The sequence below is a fragment of the Mycobacterium neumannii genome (assembly GCF_002245615.1).
Classification (GTDB): domain Bacteria; phylum Actinomycetota; class Actinomycetes; order Mycobacteriales; family Mycobacteriaceae; genus Mycobacterium; species Mycobacterium neumannii_A.
In genome coordinates, this window is record NZ_NKCO01000015.1 from 117,762 (window position 1) to 132,760 (window position 14,999).

16 protein-coding genes, 1 tRNA gene and 2 pseudogenes are annotated in these 14,999 nt (G+C 66.9%); 8 read left to right on the forward strand and 11 right to left on the reverse strand.

Features of this window, described 5'->3' with window-relative positions:
* Window positions 1-5 precede the first annotated feature (5 nt).
* Both CEX88_RS17640 and CEX88_RS17645 read right to left on the reverse strand, forming a co-directional pair.
* Window positions 6-839, reverse strand: coding sequence for a mycofactocin-coupled SDR family oxidoreductase (locus CEX88_RS17640; protein WP_094294461.1), 834 nt, complete (start codon window positions 837-839; stop codon window positions 6-8).
* Window positions 839-1,582, reverse strand: a complete 744-nt coding sequence (locus CEX88_RS17645; protein WP_238382104.1) for a carboxymuconolactone decarboxylase family protein — start codon at window positions 1,580-1,582, stop codon at window positions 839-841. Before CEX88_RS17645 ends, CEX88_RS17640 begins: the two co-directional genes overlap by 1 nt.
* Window positions 1,583-1,661: 79 nt before the next feature.
* On the opposite strand from CEX88_RS17645, the gene CEX88_RS17650 reads away from it, so the two are divergent.
* Complete coding sequence (locus tag CEX88_RS17650; protein ID WP_094294462.1) at window positions 1,662-2,339, forward strand: TetR/AcrR family transcriptional regulator; 678 nt, start codon at window positions 1,662-1,664, stop codon at window positions 2,337-2,339.
* A gap of 56 nt (window positions 2,340-2,395) precedes the next feature.
* Here CEX88_RS17650 and CEX88_RS17655 read toward each other — a convergent pair.
* Window positions 2,396-2,478 (reverse strand) — tRNA-Tyr (locus CEX88_RS17655).
* Window positions 2,479-2,593: 115 nt separating this feature from the next.
* On the opposite strand from CEX88_RS17655, the gene CEX88_RS17660 reads away from it, so the two are divergent.
* Together CEX88_RS17660 and CEX88_RS17665 are read left to right on the forward strand one after the other, a co-directional pair.
* Window positions 2,594-3,085, forward strand: coding sequence for a YajQ family cyclic di-GMP-binding protein (locus CEX88_RS17660; protein ID WP_094294463.1), 492 nt, complete (start codon window positions 2,594-2,596; stop codon window positions 3,083-3,085).
* Window positions 3,086-3,239: 154 nt separating this feature from the next.
* Window positions 3,240-4,265 (forward strand): NAD(P)H-dependent glycerol-3-phosphate dehydrogenase, encoded by a 1,026-nt coding sequence (locus CEX88_RS17665; RefSeq protein WP_094294464.1) that lies wholly within the window; start codon window positions 3,240-3,242, stop codon window positions 4,263-4,265.
* Between the two features lie 3 nt (window positions 4,266-4,268).
* On the opposite strand, the gene CEX88_RS17670 is transcribed toward CEX88_RS17665, so the two are convergent.
* Complete coding sequence (locus tag CEX88_RS17670) at window positions 4,269-4,844, reverse strand: hypothetical protein (RefSeq protein WP_094294487.1); 576 nt, start codon at window positions 4,842-4,844, stop codon at window positions 4,269-4,271.
* A gap of 132 nt (window positions 4,845-4,976) precedes the next feature.
* Between CEX88_RS17670 and CEX88_RS17675 the strand changes: the two genes are divergently transcribed.
* Entirely contained in the window at window positions 4,977-6,203 is a 1,227-nt protein-coding gene (locus tag CEX88_RS17675) for a flavin-containing monooxygenase (protein WP_094294465.1), read from the forward strand.
* Here CEX88_RS17675 and CEX88_RS17680 read toward each other — a convergent pair.
* The 3 genes from CEX88_RS17680 to grcC1 form a co-directional block, all read right to left on the reverse strand.
* Complete coding sequence (locus tag CEX88_RS17680) at window positions 6,118-7,095, reverse strand: helix-turn-helix transcriptional regulator (protein WP_202931546.1); 978 nt, start codon at window positions 7,093-7,095, stop codon at window positions 6,118-6,120. The two genes, CEX88_RS17675 and CEX88_RS17680, sit on opposite strands and share 86 nt — an antisense overlap.
* A 427-nt stretch (window positions 7,096-7,522) precedes the next feature.
* A complete protein-coding gene (gene htpX, locus CEX88_RS17690) occupies window positions 7,523-8,401 on the reverse strand; it encodes a zinc metalloprotease HtpX (protein ID WP_066845494.1) in 879 nt (292 codons plus the stop codon).
* A 69-nt stretch (window positions 8,402-8,470) separates the two neighbouring features.
* Window positions 8,471-9,478: a nonaprenyl/(2E,6E)-farnesyl/geranylgeranyl diphosphat synthase gene (gene grcC1, locus CEX88_RS17695; RefSeq protein ID WP_202931547.1), complete on the reverse strand. Its 1,008-nt coding sequence runs from the start codon at window positions 9,476-9,478 to the stop codon at window positions 8,471-8,473.
* Window positions 9,479-9,565: 87 nt separating this feature from the next.
* On the opposite strand from grcC1, the gene menJ reads away from it, so the two are divergent.
* Entirely contained in the window at window positions 9,566-10,780 is a 1,215-nt protein-coding gene (gene menJ / locus CEX88_RS17700) for a menaquinone reductase (protein WP_094294469.1), read from the forward strand.
* Here the strand turns inward: menJ and CEX88_RS17705 are convergent, their stop codons facing one another.
* Window positions 10,781-11,035, reverse strand: coding sequence for a hypothetical protein (locus CEX88_RS17705; protein ID WP_094294470.1), 255 nt, complete (start codon window positions 11,033-11,035; stop codon window positions 10,781-10,783).
* A 21-nt stretch (window positions 11,036-11,056) separates the two neighbouring features.
* Between CEX88_RS17705 and CEX88_RS17710 the strand changes: the two genes are divergently transcribed.
* Window positions 11,057-11,497, forward strand: coding sequence for a GAF domain-containing protein (locus CEX88_RS17710; RefSeq protein ID WP_197696794.1), 441 nt, complete (start codon window positions 11,057-11,059; stop codon window positions 11,495-11,497).
* 114 nt (window positions 11,498-11,611) lie between these two features.
* Window positions 11,612-11,857, forward strand: coding sequence for a hypothetical protein (locus CEX88_RS17715; RefSeq protein ID WP_126315898.1), 246 nt, complete (start codon window positions 11,612-11,614; stop codon window positions 11,855-11,857).
* Here CEX88_RS17715 and CEX88_RS17720 read toward each other — a convergent pair.
* A complete protein-coding gene (locus CEX88_RS17720) occupies window positions 11,854-12,912 on the reverse strand; it encodes an alpha/beta hydrolase fold domain-containing protein (protein ID WP_094294471.1) in 1,059 nt (352 codons plus the stop codon). The two genes, CEX88_RS17715 and CEX88_RS17720, sit on opposite strands and share 4 nt — an antisense overlap.
* Window positions 12,913-12,952: 40 nt before the next feature.
* Window positions 12,953-13,645, reverse strand: a complete 693-nt coding sequence (locus CEX88_RS17725) for a demethylmenaquinone methyltransferase (RefSeq protein WP_094294472.1) — start codon at window positions 13,643-13,645, stop codon at window positions 12,953-12,955.
* A 69-nt stretch (window positions 13,646-13,714) separates the two neighbouring features.
* Between CEX88_RS17725 and CEX88_RS17730 the strand changes: the two are divergent.
* A pseudogene (locus tag CEX88_RS17730) lies at window positions 13,715-14,538 on the forward strand (SDR family oxidoreductase).
* 30 nt (window positions 14,539-14,568) lie between these two features.
* On the opposite strand, the pseudogene CEX88_RS17735 reads toward CEX88_RS17730, so the two are convergent.
* Window positions 14,569-14,999, reverse strand: a pseudogene (locus tag CEX88_RS17735) (HNH endonuclease signature motif containing protein); the annotation flags it as partial.

A 14,999-nucleotide genomic window follows, 5' to 3' on the forward strand; every position in this document is an offset into this window, starting at 1 on the left:
TTGCCTCACCGAACCGTGAAGCCTGCGTCGAGCGGCCACTGAATGCCGGTGATGAATTTGGCCTCCTCCGAAACCAGGAAAGCTACAGCGTGGGCGACATCCTCGGGTTGGAGGATGGGCAGCGGTAGCGCGTTCTCCATGCCCGAGATCGCATTCTGGCCGCCTTCAGCCGCCTGCGCCATCAGCGCGTTCATCGCGTCGTTCTGCGTCATTCCGCTGAGCACTCCGGTGGGGTGGATGGTGTTCACCCGGATCCATTCGGGGGCAAGGTAGTTGGCGAGGTTCTGCATCAGCGCGACCACGCCGCGTTTGGCTGCGGCGTAGGCGTTTCCGCTGGCGTTGAGCGAGGCGGTGCCCTTCAGACCCGCTGTGGAGCTTGTGATGACAATCGATCCACCTTGTTTGCCCCCACGCATGACGGGCAACGCGGCTCGGATGGTGTGGTAGACGCCGGTCAGGTTGGTGTCGATCACATCCTGCCAATCCTGCATGAAATCGTCTGATTCGCCTGCTAGACGGACGATTCCGGCATTGGCGATGATGATGTCGATACGGCCGAACTGCTCGACACCGGCATCCACCGCGGTCAGCATGTCGCGATAGCTCCGAACATCGCCTTTGCGCGCCACCATGCGTTGACCTTCTTTCTCGACGAGCCTCTCGGTTTCGTCGAGGTCGGCCATCGAGGCATTCGGATACGTCATCGACGCGATGTTCTCGCAGATATCGACTCCGATGATGTCGGCTCCTTCACGAGCCAACCGCACGGCGTGCGCACGGCCCTGCCCTCTCGCCGCGCCGGTGATGAAGGCGACCTTTCCTGCCAGTGACTTCGACATCAGACTCCTTTCGCATTGGCGGTTGGCATGGCGGCCGCGATGCGCTGCCACGACTCGTCTGCGGCTGTCTGGAGGACCCGGCCCTTGGGAAATCCGCTGTAGGCAGAGAACTGCAAAATGACTTCGTTCATCTCCGAACGGCTGATGTCGCCGGACTCCAGGGCCGATCCGACATGGGAATAGATCGGCCCGAGCGCACCGGACACCCCGACCGCAGCGACCGTGATCAATCGGCGCTCGCGACGGCCGAGGTTCGGTCGTTGCCAGAGGTGGCCGAAGACGAATGCCAGGATGCCGGCCTGGAAGTACGGCGAGTCCCGCGGCGGAGCCGGCAGCAGGTTCACGTCGACGAAGCACTTCTCACCCTCGTCGAGGCGAACGTCGTGATCCGTCGGCCCAAGCGATTCCGTCGGGAGTTCTGGCCTCGGCGGTACTTCCTCACCCCGCTCTTCAGCTAATCGAACCCACTCATTACGTGCCGCGCCTTCGGCTTCCGACGCCCGCGGCCAGCCGCAGTACACCGCGAAGTGCAGGACGAATTCGAGCAGTTCCTCGTAGGTGATGTCGCCGCTGGCCAGTGCGGCGTACATGTGCTGGTTCATGAGGTCGACGCTTTCGAGTGCACACACGCAGGTCAGCGTGACGAACCGGCGGTCTCGCCGACTCAACCCCGGCCGTTCCCACACCGGCCCGACGACCGGGTCGGCGACCATCACGTCCTGATAAGGCGGGTTCGTGCTCACAGGCACCTCTCTCGGTGAAGACGAATGACTGCACTTTAAGTCCCTAGACTTAATCCGTCCAGTATGAGATTGTCTTGCCATGTCCGTGTCAGTGGAACTGTCGCCGAAGCAACAGTTGGTGCTCACCGCGGAGCGGCTGTTCGCCCAACGCGGTCTCGACGGTGTGCCGCTTCGTCAAATCGGCACCGAGGCGGGCATGGCCAACAAGTCGGCGGTGCAGTACCACTTCGGGTCCAAAGAGGCTCTGGTGCAAGCGATCCTGCTGAACCGGCTGGAACACCTGACGCAGCGACGCCGGCTGCTGGCGGCGCGCGCCGGCTCCGATGACATACGGGGCATTGTCGAGGCGCACCAGTTGCCGCTCATCGAGATGGCCGAGGACGAGAATTGCTTCTACGTATCGTTCCTCGAACAGCTACTGCGCTATGACTCGTCAGTCAGCCCGCTGGCCTCGCTACCGGAGGAGCACGCGCAGTCCCATCGCGAGTACGTCCGAAGGGTCGGCGATCTCACCAAGCACATTCCGCGAGCCATCCGCGACGAGCGGATCCACAAGGTCTCCGCAATGTGTGTGCACGCGTGCGCCGACCGGCACCGATATCGCTCTTTCGGACAACCGGTCGCGTCGTACGCGTTGCACGTGAGCGCACTGCTCGACGACTTCGTCACCATGCTCACCGCTGCGCCGTCCGAGGAGACGCTCGCTGCGCTAAAGGGCTCTCGGCAGCGAGGCGTGGTGCTTCGGGCATTGCCGTAGGAGGTGGAAGCGAGCGGTCATAACACATCAGGCCCGCTCAAACGACCTGAATAGCGTGGCAGGTGCAGGATTCGAACCTGCGTAGGCGTAAGCCGACGGATTTACAGTCCGCTCCCATTGGCCGCTCGGGCAACCTGCCTGGGTGCTGCACCGCCGGGTGACCCGGTTTGGTGCGACTTGCAGGGTACAACGAGGATGGTCCGAAGACGAAAACGGGACCAGACCCTCAGTCGAGCATCTAGGAGGACCGATCCATGGCGGATTCATCATTCGATGTCGTGAGCAAGGTCGACCGCCAGGAGGTGGACAACGCGCTGAACCAGGCCGCCAAAGAGCTGGCCACCCGCTACGACTTCCGCGGCACCGACACGTCCATCGAGTGGCAGGGCGAGGAGACCGTCGTCATCACCAGCTCGACCGAGGAGCGCGCCAAGGCGGCCGTCGACGTGTTCAAGGAGAAGCTCGTCCGCCGCGACATCTCGATGAAGGCGTTCGACGCCGGCGATCCGCAGGCGTCTGGCAAGACCTACAAGGTCAGCGGCCAGATCAAGCAGGGCATCACGAGCGAGCAGGCCAAGAAAATCACCAAGCTGATCCGCGACGACGGCCCCAAGGGCGTCAAGGCGCAGATCCAGGGCGAGGAGATCCGCGTCAGCTCGAAGAAACGCGACGACCTGCAGGCGGTGATCGCGCTGCTCAAAGGCGCCGACCTCGACGTGGCGCTGCAGTTCGTCAATTACCGCTGAGCGCTCGGAGCCACCTAGCGTGAGTGCGCCCACTTCTGCCTGAGGGTCGGGCCCCCCGGTCAATCACCGCCCTGCCGCAGAAATCGGCGCGCACACTGGGCCGTCGTTTCCGAATACGCCCTGGTTTCGAGCCGTCCGACCTACCCTGATCGGCATGGCACCTGCGCAACGTGTTCCCCAAGTCGTCGTTCTCGGTGGAGGCTCCTGGGGCACCACCGTGGCGTCCATCTGCGCCCGCCGAGGGCCGACGCTGCAGTGGGTGCGCTCCCAGGAGACCGCCGACGACATCAACGACAACCACCGCAACTCGAAGTACCTGGGCAACGAGGTCGAGCTTCCGGACGGTCTGAAGGCGACAACGGACTTTTCCGAGGCGGCAACGTGCGCCGACGTCATCGTCATGGGTGTGCCGTCACACGGCTTCCGCGCCGTGCTCACCGAACTGGCCAGGGAGCTGAGGCCGTGGGTCCCGGTGGTGTCGCTGGTCAAGGGTCTCGAGCAGGGCACCAACTTCCGGATGAGCCAGGTCGTCTCGGAGGTGCTGCCGGGCCATCCGGCCGGGATCCTGGCCGGGCCGAACATCGCGCGCGAGGTGGCCGAGGGGTACGCCGCCGCCGCGGTGCTCGCCATGCCCGACCCGCAACTCGCGGCGGACCTGGCACGACTGTTCCGCACCAAGCGGTTTCGCACCTACACCACCGATGACGTGGTCGGCGTGGAGATGGCCGGGGCACTGAAGAACGTCTACGCGATCGCGGTCGGCATGGGTTACTCGCTTGGCATCGGCGAGAACACGCGGGCGATGGTGATGGCCCGCGCGATCCGCGAGATGTCCAAACTCGGCGAGGCGACCGGCGGGCACCGCGACACGTTCGCCGGCCTGGCCGGCATCGGTGACCTGATCGTCACGTGCACCAGCCAGCGCAGCCGCAACCGTCACGTCGGCGAGCAGTTGGGCGCGGGCAAGCCGATCGACGAGATCATCGCGTCGATGAACCAGGTCGCCGAAGGCGTCAAGGCCGCGAGCGTCATCATGGAATTCGCTGACCAGTACGGGATTTCGATGCCGATCGCTCGCGAGGTCGACGCCGTGGTCAACCACGGCTCCAGTGTCGAAGAGGCCTACCGCGGCCTCATGGTCGAAAAGCCGGGGCACGAGGTGCACGGCGCGGGGTTCTAGCGCTCAGTTGAAGAAGGGGTTCGTGCCCTCGGGCCGCTCGAGCAGCGGATCCCTGCCGCCGTTGATGATGTAGCTGCCCGCCGGGGACAACACGAAGCCGGACTGGTTTCGGCTGTCCGAGCATGTCGTCACACCGCCGTCACTGCCGCAGCTGACGGTCTGGAAGCTGATCCGCGAACCGGCCGGAAGTGGCTTGGCGTCGCCGACGACCGCGAACACATCGGCCGTCGTCGCGGAGAACTGTGGAACACCGGGGCCGCCGCTGACGAAGTTTGCGCCGTCCGGTGCCGCGGGGATGGCGCCGCTGCAGCCGTAGCCGCCGTTGCGCTGCAGGACGCACGTCAACCCGTCCGGGGTCTTGAACGCGTACCAGTGGCCGTCCATCTTCGCGAACTCCGACAGCTTCACCGGTGCGAGCGCATTGACGTTCGGCGGCGGTGGCGGGGGTGGTTCGGACGGTTGAGCTACGGCGATACCTTGTGCACCGATCAGGGCCGCCCCCGCGGACCCGACGACGCCGATCAACACCCGGTTCAGCACGGTCCACACCCTAAGGGGTGCGGCTGATACTCGCAGCATACGAATCACATCGCCCCAGGTCGGCGCGCTGTTACCTGCGTCGACCTGCGGGTGTGAACCCCCCACCTGCGGGGTGGTGCCGAGAGCGGCTTCGACCGACGCTGTAGTCAGGCAAAGTCACGGAGGAACCGAATGAGAACCGCGCACACCGTGCTGGTGATCGGCAGCGGTCCGGCCGGACTGTCCTGCGCCGCTGAACTGCACGCGCGCGGGATCGATGTGACCGTCGTCGAGCGCGGCGGGCAGATCGGCGCCGCCTGGTCCGGCCGCTACGACGCCCTACGGTTCAACACCTGCCGGCGCAACTCGGCCCTGCCCGGCGCTCCGTTCCCGCGCCACTTCGGGCAGTTTCCGACCCGCGACCAGTACGTCGACTATCTGCAGACCTACGCCGGACGCCATCATGTTGCCGTCGAGCTCGGCGTCGACGTTCAGCGGCTCGACCCGGTCCCCGAGGGAGGGTGGGGCGTAACGACGAACGCCGGTCTGCGGAAAGCGCGCCATGTCGTCGTTGCCACAGGCATCTTCAATCAGCCCGCTCTCCCCGACTGGGCAGCCGGCGACCGCTTCGCCAAAAGGGTCGTGCACGCCGCCCAATACCGCAACGCCGACCCGTTCTACGGCGAGCGTGTGTTGGTCGCCGGCGCGGGTTCCAGCGGACTCGAGATCGCCTACGAGTTGAGCCGATCGGGTTGCCGGGAGGTGCTGCTGGCGGTGCGCACTCCGCCGAACATCCTTCTGCGCGAAGTGGGCGGGCTGCCCTTCGACCTGCCGATGCCGCTCTTCCTCCGGCTGCCCGCCCGCCTCGTCGACAAGATGTTGCTCGTCGTGCAGCGCGGAATCATCAGCGATCTCAGCGATTTCGGGTTCTCCAAGCCGCCGGAGGGGCCGATCGCCGGTCTCAAACGCCGCGGCGCCGGAACGGCGATCGTCGACCGTCAAGTGATCGACGCGATCCGCGACCGCTCGCTTCGTGTGGTAGCAGCCGTCGACCGACTGCAACCCGATGGGGCGGTCCTGGCAGACGGCACCACCGTCCAGGTCGACACCATTGTCGCGGCGACGGGGTACCGAACGGGGCTGGACGCCATGGTCTCTCACCTCGGTGTCCTCGAGCAGCGGGGCATGCCGCGTGACGGGCGTGGTGGCGAGGTGCTGCCGGGTCTTCGCTTCGTCGGCTACGTGTACCGGCCGGGGCTGACGAGATTCGTGGGAACGCTGGCCAGACGGGTAGCCGACGACATCGCCGCACAGCTGGCTGCTCCTTCGAGAATCATCGCCGAAGGACGAGATCTTGCGAGAGTAGTGCCGCAAGCTCCGGACGGCTGTTCACACCGAGCTTGGCGAAGATCGCCTTGATGTGACCACGCAACGTCTCGGCGGTGATCCACAGCCGGCCGGCGATCTCCCGGGTGGACATGCCGGTCAACAGCAGCTGGGTGACCTCCTTCTCACGACGGGTCAGCTGCCTCAGGTGAACCAGCAGCGGCGCAATGTCCGAACGCCGTGCCTGCTCCAAAACCACTGCAGTGCAATCTGTTTGCGAGCCTTCCCGCTCCATACGGACGCCCCGCACCACGAGCCAGTCACCCGAGCGTGCCCTGGTGCGCGCCATCGCCGGCTCACCGACACCGGTTTCGGCGAGAACACGTGCCTGGTGAGCGACCTCGTGCAGCACGATGGCGCTCTCCAGACGTTCGTCTTCCACGGGACCCAGCCACTCGGTGACCTGCGGTGTCATCGACTCGATGCTGCCGTCGTCGGCGAGCATCAGCAATGCGGGCGCTGCGGCAACACTGGGCAGGGGCTTCTCGCCGAGCTGAAGGGATGCCCGGATGCCGTTGGCCACGTGCGGGCAGAGCCTCGCCATCGTCGCGACCTCGCCCTCGGTGAAGAACGCGTCCTCGGCCCGCCGGGTCAGGCAGAAGTGCCCCCAGGTGGCCGACCCGGAACTGAAGACGCCGCGCATCTCGTCGCCGTACCCGTTGGGCTGGTAGATCTTCGACCACCGCGTGCTGCGGTTCAGGTCGCCGGCGGTCTCGATGCCGAGTGACGCCGCCGGGACATCCCGCCGCGCGAGGTCGACGAACTTGTTCACGTCGTCGGTGGTCAACTCGCATTCAATGAGGGCGAGGTTCTGCTGACGTGTGACGTTCTCGGCGTGCACCCCGGTGATGAGCAGCGTGTCGGGGTCAGTCAGCAGCCAGCCCGCAGCGGCGTAGGAGATCTCCCCCCTCACGGCGGCAGCCACCGCAGCCAATAGTTCGAGCGGATCGTGAGCCCGGGCACAGATGCGTGCGACCCGCTGTTCCAACCGGGCAGGCCCGCTCAACGACATAGCCGATGACATACCGACCCACCGCCCTTTCGTTGGGGTTTCGCCGTCCGTCGGGGTGGTCCGTACTGTCGGTTCTACTCCCCTTTGTCGCACGCAGACAAGGACTCCGCGGACCGCTCACACAGCGCACTCCCAAGGGGGTGGCGCGTACGAACAGCGAAGGAGGATTTTCGATGCGGCGAAGCTGACGCCGCGCTACGTCGTTACGTCGACCGGCACCGCCGGGCGTGGGAGGCGATGAAGCAGGTCCTCGAATCGACCTTGGGCGCACCGATCACGACCCTGAACACCGCCCTGCCGATGGTCGAGCTGCGGCTGACAGATCCTGACCGGTGAGGCGTCAGTAGTAACCCGGGCCGCGGCCGGCCATCGACTCGAGGCGGGCGATGCGGTCCCCGATCGGCGGGTGCGTCGAGAACAGCTTGCCGATCTTCTCGCCCGCACGGAACGGGTTGGCGATCATCAGGTGCGCCTGATCGGCCAGTTTGGGGTCGGGCGGCAGCGGCGCCTGCTCGACGCCGGCGCTGATCTTGCGCAGCGCGCTGGCCAACGCCAGCGGATCGCCCGTCAGCTCCGCGCCGGACTGGTCGGCCTGGTACTCCCGCGACCGCGAAACGGCCAGCTTGATCACCATCGCGGCGATGGGTCCGAGCATCGAAACCAACAGGATCGCAAAGGGATTCGCGCCCTCGCGGTTACCGCCGAATATCGTCGCGAAGTAGGCGAGGTTGGCGAGCGCGGTGATGACCGCGGCCATCGCGCCGGCGACGCTGGAGATCAGGATGTCGCGGTTGTAGACGTGCGACAGTTCATGACCGAGCACCGCCCGCAGTTCGCGTTCGTTGAGGATCTGCAGGATGCCGGTCGTACAGCACACCGCGGCGTTGCGCGGATTTCGCCCGGTGGCGAACGCGTTCGGCGCGTCGGTGTCGCTGATGTACAGCCGCGGCATCGGCTGGCGGGCGGTGGTGGCCAGCTCGCGCACGATCCGGTACATCACCGGCGCCTGCATCTCGGTGACCGGCTGGGCGTGCATCGCCCGCAACGCGATCTTGTCGCTGTTGAAATACATGTAGGCGTTCATGCCGACGGCGAACAGCACCGCCAGGCCGATGAGCGCCGTATTGCGGAACAGCGCCGCGATGAACACGATCAGCGCCGAGAACCCCACCAGCAGAGCGAACGTCTTGGCGGTGTTCGCGTGCGGATGCCAGGTCATCGCTTCCTCCTCCAGAAAGAAAGACTTCGCTGAGTCAACGCTTAGTCGGGCTCCGCAAGTTCCAGGCGCTCAGCCGTGCCGGTTGACCGTGTAATCCACCAGGGTCGCCAGGGCCTGACGGCCCGGCCCCTCGGGCAGCTGCGCGAGCTCCTCGCGGGCCCGCACCGCGTACTGCGTGACGGTCTGCTTGGCCTTCGCCATGCCCGGCGAGCCCCGCAGCAGCCGCAGCGCCTCGGCCACGTCGTCGTCGTTCTCCACCGGCCCGGCCAGCAGCTCGCGCAACCGGTCGGCGGCGGGACCGTCGTCACGCAGCGCGTACAGCACCGGCAGCGTGTGCACTCCCTCGCGCAGGTCGGTGCCCGGCACCTTGCCGGACTCGTCAGGATCGCTGTCGATGTCGATGATGTCGTCGGAGATCTGGAACGCCGTGCCGACGATGCCGCCCAGCCGGCTCAACCGCTCGATCTGCTCTTCGTCGGCGCCGGAGAACGTCGCCCCGAACCGGCCGGACGCCGCGATCAGGCATGCGGTCTTCTCGTAGACGACCTTCAAGTAGTGCTCGACGGAGTCGACGTGTTCGGCCGCGCCGCGGGTTTCCCGCATCTGTCCGGTGACCAGCTGGGCGAAGGTGTCGGCGATGATGCGCACGGCGTCCGGCCCGAGCCTGCTGACCAGACGCGAGGCGGTGGCGAACAGGTAGTCGCCGGCCAGGATCGCGATGTTGTTGCCCCAGCGCGCGTTGGCGCTGTCGGCACCGCGGCGGACCTGCGCTTCGTCCATCACGTCGTCGTGGTACAGCGTCGCGAGGTGGACCAGTTCGATGACCGCGCCCGCGACGGTGACCTGCCACGCGTCCGGGTCCGGACCCAGCCGGGCTGAGAGCACCGTGAACAGCGGACGGAACCGCTTCCCGCCGGCCTGAAACAGGTGTTGTACCGCTTCGGCCATCAGCTCGTCGGCTTTGCCGAGCTCAGTGGCCATCAGGTCTTCGATGCGGGCGACCCCGTCGCGCACTTCCTGCGCGAATTCGGGATCTCCGAAGTCCACCCCGGCTACCACCGTCGCTGGCGTCCTCACCCTGCCAACATACTGGGAACCATGGATGGTTCGGCGGGCAGGAGCGCAGGGCCCACGCCCAAGGGGCAGGGGACGACCGGGGGATCGATGAAGGGGGACGTGGTCGTCGTCGGGGCCGGGCCGGCTGGTTCGGCCGCCGCAGCGTGGGCGGCACGCAACGGCCGCGATGTCCTCGTCATCGACAAAGCGCAGTTCCCGCGCGACAAGGCCTGCGGCGACGGCCTGACTCCGCGCGCGGTGCTCGAGATGCGCCGCCTCGGACTCGGGCCGTGGCTGGATGACCGGGTGCAGCACCGCGGGCTGCGGATGTCCGGATTCGGGGCCGATGTCGAAATCGAATGGCCGGGGCCGTCGTTCCCGTCAACGTCGAGCGCGGTCCCCCGCACCGAACTCGACGACCGGATCCGCATGGTCGCCGTCGACGACGGCGCGAAGATGATGCTCGGCGTGAAAGCCGTCGACGTGCGTCGTGACGCCTCCGGGCGCGTGGAGGCGGTGATCCTCGACTCGGGCGCCGAGATCGGGTGCGGCGAGCTGATTGTCGCCGACGGAGCCCGCTCGACGCTGGGCCGCGTCCTGGGCCGCGAATGGCATCAGGAGACGGTGTACGGCGTGGCGATCCGCGGCTACATCGCGACGCCGCGCGCGAGCGAACCGTGGATCACCTCGCACCTGGAGTTGCGCTCGCCGCAGGGGGCGGTGCTGCCCGGATACGGTTGGATCTTTCCGCTGGGCAATGGGGAGGTGAACATCGGCGTCGGCGCGCTCGCGACGGCCAAGCGCCCGGCCGACGCCGCGCTGCGGCCCCTCATGTCCTATTACACCGGGTTACGTCGTGAGGAGTGGGGCTTCGTCGGGGAGCCGCGCGCCGGCCTGTCTGCACTGCTGCCGATGGGCGGCGCCGTGTCGGGGGTGGCCGGACCGAACTGGATGCTGATCGGCGACGCGGCCGCCTGCGTGAACCCGCTCAACGGCGAGGGCATCGACTACGGGCTCGAAACCGGCAGGCTGGCCGCCGAACTGCTGGGCACCGGCGATCTCACGCAGGCGTGGCCCGCCGTGCTGACGGCGCACTATGCGCGCGGGTTCTCGGTGGCCAGGCGGCTCGCGCTGCTGCTGACGTTCCCGCGGTTCCTGCCGTCGACCGGGCCGCTCGCCATGCGGTCGGAGACGCTGATGAATGTCGCGGTGCGGGTCATGGGCAACTTCGTCACCGACGAGGACGAGGACTGGACGGCCCGGGTCTGGCGCGGAGCCGGCCGCCTGTCGCGGCGCATCGACGCCCGCACACCGTTCAGCTAGTCAGTCGCGCCGACGCCGCTCGCCGAGCTTCAGGGCGACGCGGGTGGGCGCCGGGTCCCGGTTCGTCTGCGCAGAAGCGGTGAGCCCCAAGGCAATCAGTATGTCGGCCGCGGTGACGAACAACCCGATCCAGTACGCCCACCGCATGGTGGGGTCCGGTTGGGACGCGAAGTACAAGACGAGGAAGATCGGGCCGATGATGCCGAAGACGAACATCATGCCCTGAAACATCAAATAGCGCTTGAACGTCTCCATGGCGCAGGCAGAATATCGCGGATGACCGCCGTGTACCGGGCTCCGATGCGATCCCGTCGCGACGACATCGACCCACAGGGATCGCTCGACCGGGCGTTGGCGCTGGGCGTCGTCGGTTTCGGCGACGCGGGTTTTGGCGAGCGGCTGGCTCGTCGCGTGGACCGGTTCGCCGATGTCGAGGATGGGTCCTTCGTGTGGACCCGCGACGCGGATGGTCTTTTCTGGTTAGGCCGTATCGATGGTCCGTACCGCCGTGACGACACCGACGAGGCCTCCGCTGTCGACCTGGTTCATGTGCGGCCGTGCCGCTGGCTCAGCGAGCCTGTCCTCGAACCCGACGTTCCCGCAGCGGTTCTCGCGACCTACGCACGCGGCGGGCGCAACTTTCAGCAAACGCACGACCCCGATGTCGGCCCGCAGTCGGAACGCATCTGGGATACCCGCAGGGATCAGGATTCGTAACCAGGCTAACTGTAAGCGCAGCTAGATGACCTGTTTTCGGCAGCGTGCGGGGATTATCCTGGAGCACAGCGGCGTTCATGTATGCATCGGCGGAAGGAAACCACGATGCTCGGTGTGACGGTTCGATCGGCAGTTGCCGCGATCGCGGTCGCCGCTGCCGCGCTTCTCTCTGCCCCCGTCGCGCCCGCGCTGCCGCAGGGGCCGTGTCAGGACGTGCCTTACGTCGGTGTGTGCACACCGTATCGAGGGGCCACCGGAAAGCCGTCCTCGAACGCCAAGTCCGAACCGCCCCTGCCGGTCGTCAACACCGCCCCTCCGGCGGGCGGCAGCCAGCAAGCGGCAATCGACATCGACGACTAGCCTAGCGATTTCGCGAACCCGCTGACGTCGCGGATTGATGCGTCGAACACCTCGGGCATGTAAGCCCCGCACAGTAGGTCACCGCCATGGCAGGTGCCCGCCACCACCCGGCCAACCGCGGGAACGCCCGCGCGGAGCAGGCGGCGGTAGTAGGCGAGGCCCTCGTCGCGCAGCGGGTCCAGTTCGTTGACCGAAATGACATGTGGCGGAAGCCCGCTGAGTTCCTCATCACTCGCGACCGCAGCCCAACAGGTGGCGTCGCCGGCGTGGGAGCCGTCGGGGTTGTAGATCGAACCGAGCAGCGCGAGTTGGTGGCGGCTGACGAAGTAATCGTCGTTCTCCGCCAGTGACGGCAGGTCCTCGCACTCGTCGAGCCAGCGGTTGGAGATGTACGGGCACTGCGCGTAGCACCCGGCGATCTCGTGCAGCCAACCCTCTCGTTTGGCTTTGTGCGCCACGGTCAGTGTGAGGTTGCCGCCGCCCGACTCCCCCGAGACGATCAGGTGGCTGACACCGAGCTCTGTGCGGTTGGCGGCCACCCAGCGCACCGCGGCCGCGCAGTCGTTGAGACCGGCGGGGAATGGGTGCGGTCCGAGTTTGCCGCCGGAGTTGCGGAACTCTACACCGACCACGACGAGCCCTGTGGCGGCTAGGCATTCGCGGATTCGGACGTACCCGATGTCGGCCGCGCTGCCGATGGCCATGCCGCCGCCGTGCAGATGGACGACGGCGGGCAGCGGGCCGTCGGCGTCGTCCTGTGGGCGGCTGATGTAGAGCGTGATGTCATTGCCGTCGGGTCCGGTGATCGTCGTCGTCGATGTGGCCACCCCGGACACGGCGGGCAGGTCCTTGCCCAGCGCCTCGAGGATCACACCCATCCCCTCCTCGCTCATCGTCGCGAAGGCGATGCGGTCCTCGAGCGGGGAGTCGACGCTCAGCGGTGCGGCGGGCAGTCGGCCGTCGAGACCGAACTGCGCGAACGCCTTGACCATTCGGGGGTCGGAGCGGGGATCGGTTCCGAGAGTGCGGTCCGGGTCGGTCAGGCGTCCGTACATGCCCAGACCGTAGCGCGCGATCGCGGTTCCCGACCGACAATCAGCGCTGGGGTTTGGTGGCGGCGTGCAGCGCGACGATGCCCCCGCTGAGGTTGCGCCAGCGCACTGAGGACCATCCGGCGTCGGCGATCTGACGGGCCAGCTGCGTCTGATCGGGCCATGCGCGGATCGACTCGGCGAGGTACACGTAGGCCTCCGGGTTGGACGACACCGCCCGGGCGATTCTCGGCAGCGCCTGCATCAGGTACTCCTTGTACACCGTCGCGAACAACCGGTTCGTCGGTGTGGAGAACTCGCACACCACCAGCCGTCCGCCGGGACGGGTGACGCGCGCCATCTCGCGCAGCCCCGCTACATGGTCGACGACGTTGCGTAGACCGAAGCTGATCGTCACCGCGTCGAACACACCGTCGTCGAACGGCAGTCTCGTCGCGTCACCGGCGACCTTGGGCACATCCCGCGAGGCACCTGCGGCCAGCATGCCGACCGAGAAGTCCGCGGCCACGCACCACGCACCCGACGTGGCCAACTCGACCGTCGACACGGCCGTGCCCGCCGCGAGGTCGAGCACCTTGTCCTGCGGGCCGATGCGCAGTGCTGCTCGCGTCGCCCGCCGCCAGAACCGGTCCTGGCCCAGAGACATCACGGTGTTCGTCAGGTCGTAGCGCCGGGCCACCGCGTCGAACATCGATGCCACATCGCGGGGGTCCTTCTCCAGCGTCGCCCGGCTCATGAGGCAACCGTAGCTGTGAAGATGCTTGAAGCGGGAATGCGGAGTCCGTCTAGAGGAGATATAGGGAGCATGAGCGAAAAGGTTTGGTTCATCACCGGAACGTCGCGGGGCTTTGGGCGCGAGTGGGCGATCGCGGCGCTGGAGCGCGGCGACAAGGTCGCGGCGACGGCGCGCAACGTCTCGTCACTGGACGATCTGTCGAGAGGTACGGGGACGCGTTGCTGCCCCTGGCGTTGGATGTCACCGATCGCGAGGCGGACTTCGCCGCGGTCAAGCAGGCCCACGACCACTTCGGCCGGCTGGACATCGTCGTCAACAACGCCGGCTATGGGCACTTCGGTTTCATCGAGGAGGTGACCGAACAGGAGGCGCGCGACCAGATCGAGACGAACGTCTTCGGTGCGCTGTGGGTCACCCAGGCCGCACTGCCATACCTGCGGGCGCAGCGCAGCGGACACATCATCCAGGTGTCGTCGATCGGCGGGATCGTCGCGTTCCAGAACGTCGGCATCTATCACGCGTCGAAGTGGGCCCTTGAGGGCTTCTCGCAAGCGCTGACGCAGGAAGTGGCCCCGTTTGGGGTGCACGTCACGCTGATCGAACCGGGCGGCTACTCGACCGACTGGGCGGGCTCGTCGTCTCGCCGCTCGACGCCGTTGGCGGATTACCAAGAGGTACACGAGGAAGCCGACCGGATTCGCAGTCAGCGCGTGGCCAAGCCCGGCGATCCGCAGGCGTCGGCGCGGGCTCTGCTCAAGGTTGTCGATGCCGAAAACCCACCGCTACGAGTATTTTTCGGTGAACTTCCGCTGCAGTTGGCCAAGGCCGACTACGAGAACCGGCTCAAGACATGGGAGGAATGGCAACCGGTTGCGGTCGAGGCGCAGGGCTGAGTCGGAATACGGTGCTCGAGATTCGGGCCGTCAGGCCGCCCAATCTCCTGGCGGCGCGGGCCCACCGGGCTCGCCGGCACCGTCGACGGGTGAGGCGGTGCTCGTTTGCGTGTCGCCGGGCTGACCGACCTCAGCCGGTTCGGGCGGTGCCGTGCTCGTTTGCGTGTCGCCGGGCTGGCTGGCCTCAACGGGTTCGGGCGGTGTGACGCTCGATGGCGTGTCACCAGGCTCACTGACCTCAGCCGGTTCGGTCGAAGCTGCGTTGTCGTTGTGGCTGCGAGCTTCCTGCTCGTCCGGTGGGCGCAGGAGCCGTTCGGGGCGGTGGTAGTAGTTGAGCCGCGCCTGGCCGGTGTCCAGTTCGGGCGGCGGAAGCCATTCGACCTCGCAGCGCTCGTTCATTCGGGTGGTCCAGCCGCCGTCCTCGTTGACGCTGCGGTTGTCTGCCCCGCAGGCGAGGCCCA

What these genes read in the sequence shown, in the direction of transcription:
- CEX88_RS17640 (WP_094294461.1), bottom strand. Translation starts at nt 839, where the DNA reads ATGTCGAAGTCACTGGCAGGAAAGGTCGCCTTCATCACCGGCGCGGCG.
- CEX88_RS17650 (WP_094294462.1), top strand. Translation starts at nt 1,662, where the DNA reads ATGTCCGTGTCAGTGGAACTGTCGCCGAAGCAACAGTTGGTGCTCACC.
- CEX88_RS17660 (WP_094294463.1), top strand. Translation starts at nt 2,594, where the DNA reads ATGGCGGATTCATCATTCGATGTCGTGAGCAAGGTCGACCGCCAGGAG.
- CEX88_RS17665 (WP_094294464.1), top strand. Translation starts at nt 3,240, where the DNA reads ATGGCACCTGCGCAACGTGTTCCCCAAGTCGTCGTTCTCGGTGGAGGC.
- CEX88_RS17670 (WP_094294487.1), bottom strand. Translation starts at nt 4,844, where the DNA reads ATGCTGCGAGTATCAGCCGCACCCCTTAGGGTGTGGACCGTGCTGAAC.
- CEX88_RS17675 (WP_094294465.1), top strand. Translation starts at nt 4,977, where the DNA reads ATGAGAACCGCGCACACCGTGCTGGTGATCGGCAGCGGTCCGGCCGGA.
- htpX (WP_066845494.1), bottom strand. Translation starts at nt 8,401, where the DNA reads ATGACCTGGCATCCGCACGCGAACACCGCCAAGACGTTCGCTCTGCTG.
- menJ (WP_094294469.1), top strand. Translation starts at nt 9,566, where the DNA reads ATGAAGGGGGACGTGGTCGTCGTCGGGGCCGGGCCGGCTGGTTCGGCC.
- CEX88_RS17705 (WP_094294470.1), bottom strand. Translation starts at nt 11,035, where the DNA reads ATGGAGACGTTCAAGCGCTATTTGATGTTTCAGGGCATGATGTTCGTC.
- CEX88_RS17710 (WP_197696794.1), top strand. Translation starts at nt 11,057, where the DNA reads ATGACCGCCGTGTACCGGGCTCCGATGCGATCCCGTCGCGACGACATC.
- CEX88_RS17720 (WP_094294471.1), bottom strand. Translation starts at nt 12,912, where the DNA reads ATGTACGGACGCCTGACCGACCCGGACCGCACTCTCGGAACCGATCCC.
- CEX88_RS17725 (WP_094294472.1), bottom strand. Translation starts at nt 13,645, where the DNA reads ATGAGCCGGGCGACGCTGGAGAAGGACCCCCGCGATGTGGCATCGATG.